The 14206-nt window shown below is 69.1% G+C and carries 12 protein-coding genes; 7 read left to right on the top strand and 5 right to left on the bottom strand.

Going from position 1 to position 14206, the window contains the following annotated elements:
- Positions 1-11: 11 nt before the first annotated feature.
- From RZE79_RS14675 to bioD, 4 genes are all read left to right on the top strand, one after another.
- Positions 12-878, top strand: a complete 867-nt coding sequence (locus tag RZE79_RS14675) for an NmrA family NAD(P)-binding protein (protein ID WP_319360972.1) — start codon at positions 12-14, stop codon at positions 876-878.
- 301 nt (positions 879-1179) lie between these two features.
- Positions 1180-2610, top strand: coding sequence for an adenosylmethionine--8-amino-7-oxononanoate transaminase (locus RZE79_RS14680; protein WP_319360973.1), 1431 nt, complete (start codon positions 1180-1182; stop codon positions 2608-2610).
- Positions 2594-3826 carry an 8-amino-7-oxononanoate synthase gene (bioF, locus tag RZE79_RS14685; protein ID WP_319360974.1) on the top strand — a complete coding sequence of 411 codons (1233 nt, stop codon included), beginning with the start codon at positions 2594-2596 and terminating at the stop codon, positions 3824-3826. The genes RZE79_RS14680 and bioF overlap by 17 nt, the downstream gene beginning before the upstream one ends.
- Positions 3823-4581, top strand: a complete 759-nt coding sequence (bioD, locus tag RZE79_RS14690) for a dethiobiotin synthase (RefSeq protein ID WP_319360975.1) — start codon at positions 3823-3825, stop codon at positions 4579-4581. Before bioF ends, bioD begins: the two co-directional genes overlap by 4 nt.
- On the opposite strand, the gene RZE79_RS14695 is transcribed toward bioD, so the two are convergent.
- Entirely contained in the window at positions 4564-5616 is a 1053-nt protein-coding gene (locus tag RZE79_RS14695) for an aldo/keto reductase (protein WP_319360976.1), read from the bottom strand. The two genes, bioD and RZE79_RS14695, sit on opposite strands and share 18 nt — an antisense overlap.
- Positions 5617-5852: 236 nt before the next feature.
- On the opposite strand from RZE79_RS14695, the gene RZE79_RS14700 reads away from it, so the two are divergent.
- Positions 5853-6845, top strand: coding sequence for an AraC family transcriptional regulator (locus RZE79_RS14700; RefSeq protein WP_153284358.1), 993 nt, complete (start codon positions 5853-5855; stop codon positions 6843-6845).
- A gap of 35 nt (positions 6846-6880) precedes the next feature.
- Here the strand turns inward: RZE79_RS14700 and RZE79_RS14705 are convergent, their stop codons facing one another.
- Positions 6881-7687: a helix-turn-helix domain-containing protein gene (locus tag RZE79_RS14705; RefSeq protein WP_319360977.1), complete on the bottom strand. Its 807-nt coding sequence runs from the start codon at positions 7685-7687 to the stop codon at positions 6881-6883.
- A 113-nt stretch (positions 7688-7800) separates the two neighbouring features.
- On the opposite strand from RZE79_RS14705, the gene RZE79_RS14710 reads away from it, so the two are divergent.
- Both RZE79_RS14710 and RZE79_RS14715 read left to right on the top strand, forming a co-directional pair.
- Complete coding sequence (locus RZE79_RS14710) at positions 7801-9273, top strand: amidase family protein (protein WP_319360978.1); 1473 nt, start codon at positions 7801-7803, stop codon at positions 9271-9273.
- Between the two features lie 185 nt (positions 9274-9458).
- On the top strand, positions 9459-10688 hold the full coding sequence (locus RZE79_RS14715) for a cyclopropane-fatty-acyl-phospholipid synthase family protein (RefSeq protein WP_319360979.1): 1230 nt from the start codon (positions 9459-9461) through the stop codon (positions 10686-10688).
- Between the two features lie 29 nt (positions 10689-10717).
- On the opposite strand, the gene RZE79_RS14720 is transcribed toward RZE79_RS14715, so the two are convergent.
- The 3 genes from RZE79_RS14720 to RZE79_RS14730 all read right to left on the bottom strand — a co-directional run bounded on the left by RZE79_RS14720 (position 10718) and on the right by RZE79_RS14730 (position 14178).
- Positions 10718-10924: a dodecin gene (locus tag RZE79_RS14720; protein WP_056581096.1), complete on the bottom strand. Its 207-nt coding sequence runs from the start codon at positions 10922-10924 to the stop codon at positions 10718-10720.
- A gap of 324 nt (positions 10925-11248) precedes the next feature.
- Positions 11249-13168 (bottom strand): alpha/beta fold hydrolase, encoded by a 1920-nt coding sequence (locus RZE79_RS14725; protein ID WP_319360980.1) that lies wholly within the window; start codon positions 13166-13168, stop codon positions 11249-11251.
- Positions 13165-14178 carry a DUF4105 domain-containing protein gene (locus RZE79_RS14730; protein ID WP_319360981.1) on the bottom strand — a complete coding sequence of 338 codons (1014 nt, stop codon included), beginning with the start codon at positions 14176-14178 and terminating at the stop codon, positions 13165-13167. Before RZE79_RS14730 ends, RZE79_RS14725 begins: the two co-directional genes overlap by 4 nt.
- Between the last annotated feature and the right edge of the window lie 28 nt (positions 14179-14206).

Genomic DNA, 14206 nt, shown 5'->3' on the forward strand with positions numbered 1-14206 from the left:
CAAGGGCTCCCATGCACATCATTCTTGGCGCGACGGGCCATGTCGGCTCGGCGCTGGTTCAGGCGTTGCTCGCGCAGAACCAACCCGTCACGCTGGTCACGCGCGACGCCCGCAAGACCCAGGCGCAGCAGAACAAGGGCGCACGCGTGGCGGAGGTCGACATCTTCGACACGGCTGCGCTGCACCGCGTGATCGCCGGCGGCACGCGGCTCTTCGTGCTCAACCCGCCGGCCGCGCCATCGACCGACACCGTGGCCGAGGAACACCGCAGCCTGCGCGCCATCCTGGCCGCGATCGAAGGCTGCAAGCTCGAGAAGATCGTCGCCGCCTCGACCTACGGCGCGCAGCCCGGCGAGGGCATCGGCGACCTGGGCGTGCTGTACGACATGGAGCAGGCGCTGGCCGCCGGCCCCGTGCCGCTCAGCGTGCAGCGCGCGGCCTACTACATGAGCAACTGGGACGCCTCGTTGGAGACCGCGCGCACCGAGGGCAAGGTGCACAGCATGTACCCGCCCGACTTCAAGCTGCCGATGGTGGCGCCGCACGACATCGGCGAGGCCGCGGCCAAGCTCATGCTGGCGCCGCCCGAAGCCTCGGGGCTGCATCACGTCGAAGGACCAGCGCCTTACTCGCCGGCCGATGTGGCCGCCGCCTTTGCCGCAGCGCTGGGCCGGCCGGTCGAAGCCGTGCAGACGCCGCCTGCGCAGTGGGAGCAGGCCTTCCGCTCGATGGGCTTTTCGGAACCGGCGGCGAAGTCCTATGTCGCCATGACGCGGCTCACGCTCGAAGAGGCCTACGAGCCGGCGCATGCGCCGAAGCGCGGGGCCGTGTCGATGGATGCGTACATCGCCGCGCTGGTGAAAAAGAGCAGCGGCTGAACGGCCCGCTGGAATCGGCCACGGCCGTGTCCGAAAAGCATGGACTGGCCTGTTCGCACCCCGAGAACCGGACATTCGCTCGCTATCTTTGGCGGCAGCCGGACAACTTGCGGGAGCGCCTCTGCGAGCGGGGCTGGTGCGACCACGCTGAAGCCCCCATCGTTGCGACGAACGGCCGCGCTACGCCGCACAACGTCGCCCAAACCTCCCTCATCACGCCCCGCAAACACCCGCCCGAAGCGCGTTTGCCGCACCGTCTTTCCGTCGATACGATCCCGCGCCTTTGCCCTCGTTTCTCGCGATGGGTAATGCTTTTTTCGAACAAGAAAGGAATGCGCGGGTGCCCCCAACGACCACTGCTTCTCCGAACGCCAATGCCGGCTGGCAACAACGCAGCCGCCAACACGTCTGGCACCCCTGCACCCAGAGCATCCGTCTCGAGGTCGCGCCGCCGCTGCCCATCGCGCGCGGCGAGGGCGTCTGGCTGACCGACCACGAGGGCCGGCGCTACCTCGACGCCACCAGCTCGTGGTGGGTCAACCTGTTCGGCCACGCCCACCCGGCGATCAATGCTGCGCTCAAGGCGCAGCTCGACACGCTGCCGCACGTGATGCTGGCCGGCTGCACGCACGCGCCCGCAGTCGAGCTGGCCGAGCGGCTGGCGGCGCTCACGGGCCATGCGCTGGGCCATTGCTTCTATGCCTCCGACGGCGCCTCGGCCGTGGAGATCGCGCTGAAGATGAGCTTTCACGCCTGGCGCAACGCGGGCCGCGCCGACAAGCGCCGCTTCGTCGCGCTGCGCGGTGGCTACCACGGCGAGACGCTGGGTGCGCTGCACGTCACCGACGTGCCCGTGTTCCGCGACGCCTATGCGCCGCTGCTCGCCAGCGCGCACCTCGTGGCCTCGCCCGACGCGCGCGCTGCACGGCCCGGCGAAGACGCCGCCGCCGTGGCGAATCGCGCGGCCGACGAGCTCAAGGCGCTGCTGGCCGCGCAGCACGACAGCATCGCCGCCGTGATCGTCGAGCCGCTGGTGCAGTGCGCCACCGGCATGGCGATGCACGACCCCGCCTACCTGCGCCGCCTGCGCGCGCTGTGCGACTGCTTCGGCGTGCACCTGATCGCCGACGAGATCGCGGTCGGCTGCGGGCGCACCGGCACTTTCTTCGCATGCGAGCAGGCCGGCATCTGGCCCGACTTCCTGTGCCTGTCGAAAGGCATCAGCGGCGGCTACCTGCCGCTGGCGCTGGTGATGACGCGCGACGCCATCTACCAGGGCTTCGTCGACGACGACGCCGCGCGCAGCTTCCTGCATTCGCATTCCTACACCGGCAACGCGCTGGCCTGTCGCGCGGCGCTCGCCACGCTCGACCTGTTCGACCAAGAAGACGCGCTGAACCGCAATCGCTCGCGGTCCGCGCGCCTGTTCGCCCGCCTGCGCGAGGGGCTGGCCGACCAAGCCGTTGATCACCTGCGCCAGCGCGGAATGATCACGGCCTTCGACGTGCGCGCGCCCGGCCCGCGCTTCGCCGAGCGCTTCCACCTCGCGGCGCGCAACCATGGCCTGCTGATGCGGCCCATCGGCGCGACCGTGTACCTCATGCCGCCGTATGCCATCGCCGACGATGAAATCGACCAACTGGTGGACGGCACGCTCGCGACGCTGAAAGCCGTCACCACCGCATCCGGCCCCGTTGCCGAAGAAGGAGCCCGCGATGCTGCGCTTGCTTGAACGCCTGCAGGACGAGATCACCGCGCTCGATGCGCGCTCGCTGCGCCGCCGCCGACAGATCGCCGAGACCGCGTGCGCGCCCGAGCAGATCCTCACGCTGGCCGGCGCCACGGCGCCGCGCACCATGCTCGGCTTCAGCAGCAACGACTACCTGGGCCTGGCCGCGCACCCCGCGCTGGCCGAGGCGCTGGCCGAAGGCGCGGCGCGCTACGGCACGGGCAGCGGCGGCTCGCACCTGATCCTGGGCCACTCGCGCGCCCATGCGCAACTCGAAGAGCGGCTGGGCGAATGGATGGCGCCGCACATTCCCGAGGCGCGCAGCCTGTTCTTCTGCACCGGCTACATGGCCAACCTGGCGGTGCTGTCGGCGCTGGGCGACGCCGAGGCGGTGATCTTCTCGGAGACGCTGAACCACGCCTCGCTGATCGACGGCGCGCGGCTGGCCCGCGCCCGCGTGGAGCGCTACCCGCACTGCGACCTGCAGGCGCTCGATGCGCAGCTCGCCGCCTGCGACGCGCCGGTCAAGATCATCGTGAGCGACGCCGTCTTCAGCATGGACGGCGACATCGCCCCGGTGGCGGGTCTGCTTGCGCTGGCCGAGCAACACGACGCCTGGCTGGTGATCGACGACGCGCACGGCTTCGGCGTGCTCGGCGCCACCGGACGCGGCGCGCTGCAGGCGCTGGCGCTGCGCTCCGAGCGGTTGGTGCTGATCGGCACGCTGGGCAAGGCGGCCGGCGTGTCGGGCGCCTTCGTGGCGGCGCACCGCACGGTGATCGATTTCCTGGTGCAGCGCGCGCGGCCCTACATCTTCACCACGGCCGCACCGCCGGCGGTGGCGCATGCGCTGCTCACCAGCCTGGCGCTCATCGAGGGCGAGGAGGGCATGCGCCGCCGCGCGCAGCTGCGTGCCCGCATCACCCAACTGCGCAGCGGTCTGAAGCAGGTGCTGCCCGCCGACGGCAGCGCCTGGCTGGCCGATTCGCCGACCGCCATCCAGCCGCTCATCGTGGGCGACAACGCGCGCGCCATGCAGACGATGGAACGGCTCGACGCGCACGGCCTGCGCGTGGGAGCGATCCGTCCGCCGACCGTGCCCGCGGGCACCGCGCGCCTGCGCATCGCGCTGTCGGCCAGCCACACCGAAGCCGACGTCGCACGGCTCATCGGTGCGCTGGGCGAGGCCCTGGCCGAACCGCGGCCGGAGGCCGCATGACGACGGCGGCAGCGGCTGCACAGCGCCGCTGGTTCGTCACCGGCACCGACACCGGCGTCGGCAAGACGCTGGTGAGCAGCGCCATGCTCGCGCTGCTGGCCGCCTCGGGCCTGCGTGCGGTCGGCATGAAGCCGGTGGCGGCGGGGCTCGATGCCATCGATGGCGAATGGCGCAACGAAGACGTCGAGCGCCTGCAGGCGGCCGGCAACGTCGCCGCGCCGCTCGCCTGGCGCTGCCCCTACGTGCTGAAGGCGCCGATGTCGCCGCACCTGGCGGCGCGGGAAGAGGGCGTGCGTGTATCGCTGCCCGTGCTGCTCGATGCCTTCGAGCGGCTGTCGGCGCAGGCCGATGCGGTGGTGGTGGAAGGCGTGGGCGGCTTCTGCGTGCCGCTGGGCGACGACCTCGACACCGCCGACCTCGCGGTGGCGCTGGGCCTGCCCGTGATCCTCGTGGTCGGGCTGCGGCTCGGCTGCCTCAACCACGCGCTGCTCACCGCCGAGGCGATCCGTGCGCGCGGGCTGGTGCTCGCAGGCTGGGTCGCGAGCGTGGTCGAGCCGCAGATGCTCTCGCCCGAAGGCAACCTGCAGACGCTGCGCGCCCGGCTCGGTGCGCCACTGCTGGGCGTGGTGCCGCACCTGGCCGAACCCTCGGCTGCACGCGCCGCCGAACACCTCGACCTGCGCGCGCTGCGTGCGAGCGCGGCCCATGCCGCGCGTCGCACCGAGGCCCCGCGCGTGTCAGCCGCGACGGCCTGAATCCGCCAGCCGCTGGGCGCGCACGCCGCCCTGGCGCGTGAGCATCCAGCCCGGGTACTCGGGCGCCAGCGCGCTGGCCTTGTCGATGGCCGCGAGCTCGTCGGCCGTGAGCCGCACGTCGGTCGCGGCAATGTTGTCGTTCAACTGGTCGATGCGCTTGGCGCCGACGATCACGCTGGTCACGACCGGCTGGTGCAGCAGCCAGGCCAGCGCGATCTGCGCCACCGACACGCCGCGTGGTTCGGCGAACTGGCGCATGAGGTCGATGCAGTCGTAGGCGCGTTCCACGTTCACCGGCGGAAAGTCGAAGCTTGCGCGGCGGCTGCCTTCGGCGGTGGCCGTGTGGCGGTCGACCTTGCCGCTCAGCAGGCCGCCGGCCAGCGGGCTCCAGACCATCAGGCCGAGCTGTTCGCTGCGCAGCATCGGCACCAGCTCGCGCTCCAGGTCGCGCCCGGCCACGGTGTAGTACGCCTGCAGCGATTCGAAGCGCGCGAGCCGGTCGCGCTCGGCAATGCCCAGCGCCTTGGCGATCTGCCACGCGGCCCAGTTCGACACGCCCACGTAGCGCACGTGGCCCTGGCGCACGAGGTCGTCGAGCGCGCGCACCGTTTCCTCGATGGGCGTGAGCGGGTCGGTGCCGTGGATCTGGTAGAGGTCGATGTGGTCGAGCTGCAGCCGCTTCAGGCTGGCCTTCACGCCGTCCATGATGTGATAGCGCGAGGCGCCGGCCGAGTTCACGCCCTTGCTGCCGGTTTCGCCGAGCACCTTGGTCGCGACCACCACGCGGTCGCGCGGCACCTTGAGGTTCTTCAGTGCCTGGCCGGTGATGGTCTCGGACAGGCCGTCGGAGTACACGTCGGCGGTGTCGATGAAGTTGATGCCGGCATCGAGCGAGCGGCCGATGAGGCCTTCGGCCTCGCCTTGCTGCAGCTGGCCGATGTGGTCCCAGATGCCGGGCGCGCCGCCGAAGGTCATCGTGCCGAGGCAGAGTTCGGAAACCAGGAGGCCGGTGCGGCCGAATTTGCGGTAGTGCATCGAAAGGGGTCCTTTGCGTGAGGAGGGGCCGTCCGGCGGTCAGGCGTGCCGGGGTTGCCAAAAAGTATCCGGCCGGCAACCCCCGGCGGGCGAGCGTGTTTCTGCAAAGTCTTTGCCTATTTCTCCAGACCTCGCGCCGGGCCCGTGCAGATTCGAGGGCGCGGCGCTAAGCTGCGGGCAGCCCAATCCTCCATGGCCGTTACCGCGGCCGCGTCCCTTTTGTCAGAGGCCTACCCATGTCCGACGAAACCCCCGACACCGCCACCGTCCTCGCCATGCCGATGCCGCTGGACCCCGAACTCGATGCCGCCCGCGAAGAGCTGGTGCAGCTCATCCGCCACATCACGCGCGGACAGGACGGCACCGTCGAATGCGCCGTGCCCGGCCTGCAGGTGCACTGCATCAGCAAGCCCGACGGCCCCAAGCACGGCTTCGCCACACCGGCGCTGGGCCTCATTGCGCAGGGCTCCAAGCGGGTCATCGTGGGCGACGACATCTACGTGTACGACCCCATGAACTACCTCGTCACCTCGGTCGACCTGCCGGTGTGCGGCCAGGTGTGCGTGACCAGCGAGAAGGAGCCCTACCTGGGCGTGCGGCTGGAGCTGGCGGTCGACGAGATCGGCGACCTCATCGGCGACGAAAAACTGCCGGCCAAGGCCAACGCCCCGGCCTCGCGCGGCATGTACGTCAACCGCATCGCCATGCCGGTGCTGGAACCCGTGCTGCGCCTGCTGCGGCTGCTCGACACGCCCGAAGACATTCCGATCATGGCGCCGCTCATCAAGCGCGAGATCATGTACCGCCTGCTGGTGAACGGCGAGGGTGCGCGGCTGCGCCAGATTGCGCTGCACGACAGCCACACGCAGCGCATCGCCAAAGCCATCAGCGCACTGCGCACGAACTACGCGCAGTCGCTGCGCGTGGAAGACATGGCGCGCGCGGTGCACATGAGCGTGTCGTCGTTCCACCATCACTTCAAGGCCGTGACGGCAATGAGCCCGTTGCAGTATCAGAAGCAACTGCGTCTGCAGGAGGCGCGCCGCCAGATGCTGATCGCCGGCACCGACGTGGCGAGCGCCGCGCACAACGTGGGCTACGAAAGCCCGTCGCAGTTCGCACGCGAATACGGCCGCATGTTCGGCGCGCCGCCGCTGCGCGACAAGCGCCGCTGGCTCGGCGAGGCCGGCAACGACGCGTTGGGTGCGGCGTCGATGGAAGCCGCATGAGGGAAGCGGCCGCCGCACCCTGAGCAACGGCACGTTCAGCAGAGCGAGCGGTACTGCGAAGGCGTGAGGCCGCAGGATTGCTTCCACGCGCGCACCAGGTGCGCCGAATCGAAGAAGCCCGAGGCATGCGCGATGGCGGTGAGCGATTCGCCGCTCGTGCTGCACATCGCATGGCTTGCGAGCGTCAGGCGCACGGCCTGGCGCAGCAGGCGAAAGCTCAGGCCGGCCTGCGTGAAAGCGCGCTGCAGCGTGCGGCGTGAAGCGCCTACCGCATCGGCACATTGGTCCAGCTCGGCGAAGGGGTCGGCATACAGGCTGTCGACGCTGTCTCGCAACGCGGCGTTCGCATAGCCGAGTTCGCCGAAGTGGCGTGCGAGCGGCCTGATTTCTTCGTTGCGCTGGCGCAGCGGGCTGTCTTCGGCCATGAGGTGCGACACGCAGATTGCGCCCGCCTGCTCGCGCATTTCGTCTTGCAGCCCTGCAGCGCGCGTCTCGCGTTGCAGGCGAAGACCGGCATCGCAGGAGACCCGCGTTTCCACGCCCAGCGGCGCCATGCGGTTGAAGCCGTTCCATCGCATCTGGAAAGCGGATGCATCGTGGGCCGTGCGCATCAGCTCTGCGACGGGGTTCGCATCGAGGGCCAGGAGCTGCAGCATGCGCCGCTCCGCGCGCTGCATGGCACCTTGCCGCGTGGCGGCCTTCGCCACGGTCTGCGAATAGACATCGTGATCGGTGAGGCCATCGACCACGCGCTCGACCGCCCAACGGAACAGCGAGGCCGGGGCATCGTCCGTGTCGGCAAAGGATTCGCCGAGCAGGTGATAGCTTTTCCAGTGCGTCATGGTCTTGGGGAAGGTGGCCGGGATTCTAGTGACGGCCCGTGGCGCACAGATACAAGCTTCGGATGCAGGCCGCGAAAAACAATGCGGCTCCATTCATCAGGAGCGCATTCACCGTGGACAGACGTCAACTTCTTTCAAGCGCCGGCGCCAGCCTCGGCGGCATCGCCCTGGCCGGCTGCGCCGCCTTCGAGCGCCCGACGGCCGCGCGCCGCGACGACTTCGCAGGCCTGGACGCCACCGCGCAGGCCGAACTGGTGCAGCGCCGCGAGGTCACGCCCGGCGAACTGCTCGAAGCAGCGATCGCGCGCATCGAGGCGCTCAACCCCAGGCTCAACGCCATCGTGACGCCGCTGTACGAGCGTGCGCGCGGCGAGGTTCGCACACCGCTGCCGGCAGGACCATTCCGGGGCGTGCCCTACGCCATCAAGGACATGCTGGACCTGCAGGGCACGCGCCGCACCTCGGGCTCGCGGCTGCTGGCGCGCAACATCTCGCAGGACACCAGCGCGATCGTTGCGCGCTCGACGGCGGCAGGCCTCGTGATCCTGGGTAAGACGAACACGCCGGAGTTCGCGCTCAACGGCTCCACCGAACCGGTGCTGTTCGGGCCTTCGCGCAATCCGTGGGACGCGGCGCGTTCCTCCGGCGGCTCGTCGGGCGGTGCCGCCGTCGCGGTGGCCTCGGGCATGGTGCCGATCGCGCATGCCAGCGATGGCGGCGGCTCGATCCGCATTCCCGCGTCGTGCTGCGGCCTTTTCGGTCTCATGCCGAGCCGCAGCCGCATGGTCGGCTCGCGCGCCACCGATTCAGGTGTGGATCATTGTGTGAGCCGCTCTGTGCGCGACAGCGCGCGCCTGTTCGCATGGAACCAGCGACAGGATGCGCAGGCACCGCTGAAGCCCGCGCCGGTGCTCGAACCGCTGGGCGCACGGCGCCTGAAGATCGGCTTCTCGACCGCCAATGTGTTCGGGCAGCAAGCCGCGCCTTCAGTTCGTTCGGCGCTCGAAGAAAGCGCAAGGCTCTGCGCGAGCATCGGCCACCACGTCGAACCGGCGCGCCTGCCCGTGGACGGCGAGGCGTTTTTCACGCATTTCATGGTGGCGTGGAGCCGCGGTGCCGATCAGATGCGGCGCATGGCCGAGAGGCAGGGCCTGCGAGCCGAAGACGTGCTGGAGCCCTGGACGCTGTACCTCAGCGCGCATTTCCGCAGGCAACCCGCCGATGCCGGTGCGAAGGCCGGTGTGTATTTCGCGGAACTCTCGCGGCGCTTCGACGCCTTCTTCCAGAGCTTCGATGTGATGCTGACACCGGTGCTTCACGAAGAGCCGCCCCCCTTGGGTTTCCTGGGGCCGAACGTGCCCGGTTCGCAGATGTTCGAGCGGCTCATGACCTACGTGTCGTACACGCCGATCCACAACGTGGCGGGCACGCCCGCGATGTCGGCGCCACTCGGCCAGAGTGCATCGGGCTTGCCCATCGGCAGCCAGTTTGCGGCGCGCGTGGGCAACGAATCCATGCTGTTCGGCCTGGCCTTCGAGCTGGAGCGCGCCGCGCCCTGGGTGCAACGCAAGCCGGGAGCCGTGTAGCAGGGCTCTGAGCGAGGGCTCTGAGAGGGCCCAGGGCCCGCCCGGCCAATCGTCCAAACTAGCACTTGCCGCGATTTCTTGCGTCGTCGTGGAAATGCAGATTTCGCAAAATCTCGCTATCGTTTTGTTGCTGCAGCACCCATCCGCTTGTGGAAGCGGAACTACTCAACAACTCGGAGAGATGCATGCTTTGGGAAAAGAAGCTGGCGCAGTGGAGCGCCGCGGTTCGCGCACGGGCCAACCTGCCCGCGCGGCTCACCTTGTGGGACGGCCAGTCCTACGACTTCGGTGACTTCAGCGGGCCGGCGGTCACGCTGCACGTGAAATCGCCCGCGGCGCTGTCGCTGATGCTGCAGCCCACGCTCGACAACCTGGGCGAGGCCTACGTCAAGAGCAAGATCGACATCGAAGGCAAGCTCAGCGACGTGATCGACATCGCCTACGGCCTGGCCAGGACCTCGATGGACAAGCCAGGCGGTGCGCTGCGGCACATGGCGCGCTACTTCGCGCACACCAAGTCGTCGGACAAGAAATCCATCGAGTACCACTACGACGTGTCGAACGCGTTCTACCAACTCTGGCTCGACGCGAACATGGTCTATTCGTGCGCCTATTTCGAGAACGGCGACGAAGACCTGGCCACCGCGCAGCTGAAAAAAATCGACCACATCCTCACCAAGATCGAACTCAAGCCGGGGCAGACGCTGCTCGACATCGGCTGCGGCTGGGGCGCGCTGGTGATCCGTGCGGCGCAGAAGTTCGGCGCGCGCTGCGTGGGCGTCACGCTGTCGCAGAACCAGTTCGACCTGGCGACCGAACGCGTGAAGGCCGCCGGCCTGCAGGACCGCATCGAAATCCGCCTGCAGGACTACCGCGACGTGACGGGCCAGTTCGACCGCATCACCAGCGTCGGCATGTTCGAGCACGTGGGCCGCAAGAACCTGCCCGAGTATTTCAAGCGCGTGCAGGAGCTGCTGGCCGACGACGGCATCGTCATGAACCACGGCATCACCTCGTCCGACCCCGAAGGCGGCGGCGTGTCGTACGGCGGCGGCGACTTCATCGACCGCTACGTGTTCCCCAACGGCGAGCTGCCGCACATCAGCCTCGCATTGCAGGCCATGCAGCAGGGCGGGCTCGAAGCCTTCGACGTGGAAAACCTGCGCCGCCACTACGCGCAGACACTGCGCCACTGGAGCGACGCCTACGAGGCCCATGCCGACGAGGCGCGCGCGCTCGTCGACGAAGAGAAGTTCCGCATCTGGCGCATCTACCTCGCGGGCTGCGCCTATGCCTTCGAGAACGACGATGTGGCGATCTACCAGATCGTGGGGCGCAAGGCGGGCAGGGCGGCTACGACGCTCCCGTGGTCACGCCGCTATATCTACGAAGGCACGTCGGCGCTGCGCGCCTGAGCGCCTTAGCGGCGAGGGCCGCGTTGCGGCTACTCGAGCGTGAAGCCGATCTTCACCGTCACCTGCCAGTGCGCGATCTTGCCGTCGACCACATGGCCGCGCGTCTCGGTGACGGTGAACCACTGGATGTTGCGCACCGTCTCGTGCGCCTTCGCGATGGCGGTCTGCACCGCATCTTCGATGCTCGTGGGGGACGAGCCGGTCAGCTCGAGCGACTTGTAGACATGGTTCGACATGGCACTTGCTCCTTGGGTGGTTTCGCATCCATCGTAGTCAGTGCACGGGGTGCGGCGCAACCCTTGGGCGCGCGCGGATGCGATGCAAAACGCATCAGCACATTCGCAATCCGTCGTTGGCAAGGGCGCGGGCGCTTCGCAGAATCGGCGGCATCGATCCAGGGAAACCGTCCGCCATGCCGCTGCACACCGTCGTCTCTTCGTCCCCGGCCGCACGGGCCCGCCACATCCTCGCGCTGACCGCCGTCGCGTGGCGCATCGCGCCGGGCTCACCATCGGTTGTCATGCGCGTGGCGGAGCCGCCGCCACTGCGCCTTCGAAAGATCAACGCGCCTGCGTGCCACCTGCGGGCGAGCTGCGCAGCTGCTCCCTGAGAATCCGCCGGATCTCCAGGATCGCCAGCGGGTTCTCCTGCACGCTGTGCGCCGACGGAATCACCAGCTCGGACACCGCGCCGTCGAGGTGCGCGCTGGCGTAGGGCACGATGCCGTCGCTCGAATCGGCCTGCGCCACGCCGGGCGTGTCGTTGCCGATGATCGAGTGGTAGCGCACCTTCGGGTTCATCGGCAGCCCTGACGACAGGCGCACGAAAGGGTCGCGGTCGCTGAGGTTGTCGATGCTGTTGGGAATGCGCAGCGGGCCCATGTCCTGCGAACTCGGGGCTACGCGCATCAACTCGCGCGACAGGTCGTTGAGCTGGCCCAGCATCGCCACCGGCAGCGTGATGAGGTTGGCCACCCAGCGCGAGATGCGCTTGTTGGCGAACGAGGTGCCGCGGTGCGGCGACGCGATGAAGATGGCGTCGCTGACCTGGGGCAGCGGCTCGAAGCGCAAGTAAGGCCCCAGCCCTTCCTCGATGCGGCGGCGCTGGGCGGCCGGCATCGGGTAGCCCTCGCGCAGGGCGTTCCACAGCACATCGCCCGACGACGACACCAGCAGGCGCGAGAGCACGCCGCCCATGCTGTGGCCGATAAGCGTGACGTTGCGCGACGCCTCGGCGCGGCCCTGCGGATCGAAATGTGCCAGCGTCTGCGTGATGGCTTCGCGGATGGCGAGGTTGTTCAGCGGCAGCGGCGCGTTGGTCGGGTAGTACACCTGCCAGATCTGGTAGCGGCGGCGCAGCGTTTCGTCGCCGAGCACTTCGTTCGCCACGTTGATCCACGCCTCGGGGCTGCTGGCCAGGCCGTGCAGCATGACGATGGTGCGGCGCTTCGGGTCGTAGGGCTGCATCAGGTAGATGTGCGGCCGGGTCAGGCCCTCGGCGCCGCCGAACAGGCTGCGCAGCGCCTGCAGCGCGAAGTCGGAGCGGGCCAGCCACAGGCCGTAGCCCGAGGTGAAGTTGGCGGCCAGCGGAATCTCTTCGCCGGCCAGCTGGATCGTGCTGGTGCGGTAGGGGTCGAACACGGCGATGCGCAGCGTGCGCGTGGCCAGCACGTCCTGCAGGGTGGCGCCGTCGAACTGCAGCAGCGCGGTGAGGGCGGGGAAGGGCGTTTCGCTGAAGGGCGGCGCGTCTTCCTCGGCCTGGGCATCGGTCGGGCGGTCGCTGCCTGCGGCCACCAGCTCGGCGCCGAAGCCGTCGCGGCGGTAGATGTTGCGCAGGCCAGAGAAGGTCAGCGAGGCGGCGGGAATCAGCTCTTTGGGCGGGGGCGCGTCGGGCGCAAGCTGCACCGCCGACAGGTCGGCGTCGATGCGCCAGCCGCTCACCTGCGGAATGCTGTCCGGCGGCATCTCGTCCTTGCGGTAGCGGCTGAACAGGCCGGTGATGGCGCGCTGCACCGCGTAGTTGTAGTAGTCGCGCACCTGCGTCTGGCGGTCTTCGAAGGCCCGGTCGCGCGGCTTGCGTGCGGTGAAGAACAGGTAGGCGTAGGCATGGCGTGCGGTTTCGAGCCAGGCTTCGATGGCCTCGGGCGCCATGGGCTGTGCGGCCGAGCCGCCGTCGCCGCCCGCCAGCGCGAGCTGCAGCCACACCTCGGACAGCGCCGACATGCGCTGCTCGTCGCTCAGGCCGGCCGAGGTGGCGAGGTTCTGGCGGCAGGCTCGGCCGTCCTTGCGGCACTGGTCGGCGTCGGAACCGATGACGCGCAGCACCTCTTGTGCCGAGCTGCTGAGCTTGCCGGTGGTGAGCACGTCGCCGCGCCGTTGCGCGAGGTACTCGGCCGGCGAGATCGTGCCGACGGTGACGCCGGCGCAGCCCGTGAGCAGCGACAAGGCCAGCAGAAGGGCGAGGAAGCCGACGCGCCTCATGGCGTGGCGCCCGGCAAGCCCTTGCGGATCACCTGCGAGAAGTTCACGCCGGGCTGCTTGTCCGTGGCAATGGCCCGGTCGGTGATGCGGCCGGCGGCGCGCAGCGCGTCCATGCGCTGGCCCGGCGTGAGACCGCCGACGTCGTACAAATATTCGGGCAGGTAGCCCGAGGCCAGCAGGCGGTAGTCCATCGGCAGGCCGGGCACGACATGCTTGGCGAGGTCGTAGACGATGGTCGTGCAGTTGGCCGTGAGCGTGTTGTAGAAGCTCGGCGCGCGCGCCAGCGCTTCGGCCTCGCCCACGTAGCCGAGGAACAGCGAGCGCATCTCGGCCTGCGGCAGCTGCACGCGGTACATGTAGACGTCTTCGCCGCGCACGTTGGTGCGCACACGCAGGATGTCGTGCTCGTCGGCGGCCACCAGGCTGTTCTCGAACTGCTTGAAGAAGCCGCCGATGGACGAGAAGCTCTCGCCGCGTTCCTTGCGGATTTCGATGGAGAAGGTGACGTACTGGCCGTCGTCGAAGCCGAAGGACACCAGCGTGTGAGCGATGGCCGGGCCGGTCCAGTACGACAGCGACACGTCGACCGAGCGCAGGCGGTCGAGGTCGTAGCGGCGCGTGTCCCAGCGCACGGTGTAGTCGGTGTTGCTGCGCCAGTCGAAGTTGCGCACGTTCTCCATCGTGACCACGTTGCCCTCGACGCGCGGCTTCAGGTGGCGCGCCACATCGTCGGCCCACTCGCGGTTCTGCGAAGGCTCGATGGTGTTCCACCAGCCGAGCAGCATGGCGAAGCCGATGGCGTACGACAGCAGCGGGCGGGCCGCCTTGCCGCGCCACACGAGCACGATCGCCGCCAGGCCGAAGAGGCCCCACAGCACCATCGCGCCGACCTTGACGGGTGTCGCCACCGGCAGCTGGTACCAGAGGGCCGCGCAGGCCCAGGCGGCGGACAACAGCACGGCGAAGCTCAGCAGCAGACGGCCGAGAGAGCGCAGAAGGATTCGGAGCATGAAGCAACGCGGAGGTGGAGGGCGGCCG

Source organism: Variovorax sp. EBFNA2 (assembly GCF_033802765.1).
In the GTDB taxonomy this organism is placed as follows: domain Bacteria; phylum Pseudomonadota; class Gammaproteobacteria; order Burkholderiales; family Burkholderiaceae_C; genus Variovorax; species Variovorax paradoxus_H.

Excerpts from the sequence above, each read along its gene's own strand:
- RZE79_RS14715 (WP_319360979.1), top strand. The coding sequence starts at position 9,459 with ATGCTTTGGGAAAAGAAGCTGGCGCAGTGGAGCGCCGCGGTTCGCGCA.
- RZE79_RS14695 (WP_319360976.1), bottom strand. The coding sequence starts at position 5,616 with ATGCACTACCGCAAATTCGGCCGCACCGGCCTCCTGGTTTCCGAACTC.
- bioF (WP_319360974.1), top strand. The coding sequence starts at position 2,594 with ATGCTGCGCTTGCTTGAACGCCTGCAGGACGAGATCACCGCGCTCGAT.
- RZE79_RS14700 (WP_153284358.1), top strand. The coding sequence starts at position 5,853 with ATGTCCGACGAAACCCCCGACACCGCCACCGTCCTCGCCATGCCGATG.
- bioD (WP_319360975.1), top strand. The coding sequence starts at position 3,823 with ATGACGACGGCGGCAGCGGCTGCACAGCGCCGCTGGTTCGTCACCGGC.
- RZE79_RS14720 (WP_056581096.1), bottom strand. The coding sequence starts at position 10,924 with ATGTCGAACCATGTCTACAAGTCGCTCGAGCTGACCGGCTCGTCCCCC.
- RZE79_RS14725 (WP_319360980.1), bottom strand. The coding sequence starts at position 13,168 with ATGAGGCGCGTCGGCTTCCTCGCCCTTCTGCTGGCCTTGTCGCTGCTC.
- RZE79_RS14675 (WP_319360972.1), top strand. The coding sequence starts at position 12 with ATGCACATCATTCTTGGCGCGACGGGCCATGTCGGCTCGGCGCTGGTT.
- RZE79_RS14705 (WP_319360977.1), bottom strand. The coding sequence starts at position 7,687 with ATGACGCACTGGAAAAGCTATCACCTGCTCGGCGAATCCTTTGCCGAC.
- RZE79_RS14680 (WP_319360973.1), top strand. The coding sequence starts at position 1,180 with ATGGGTAATGCTTTTTTCGAACAAGAAAGGAATGCGCGGGTGCCCCCA.
- RZE79_RS14730 (WP_319360981.1), bottom strand. The coding sequence starts at position 14,178 with ATGCTCCGAATCCTTCTGCGCTCTCTCGGCCGTCTGCTGCTGAGCTTC.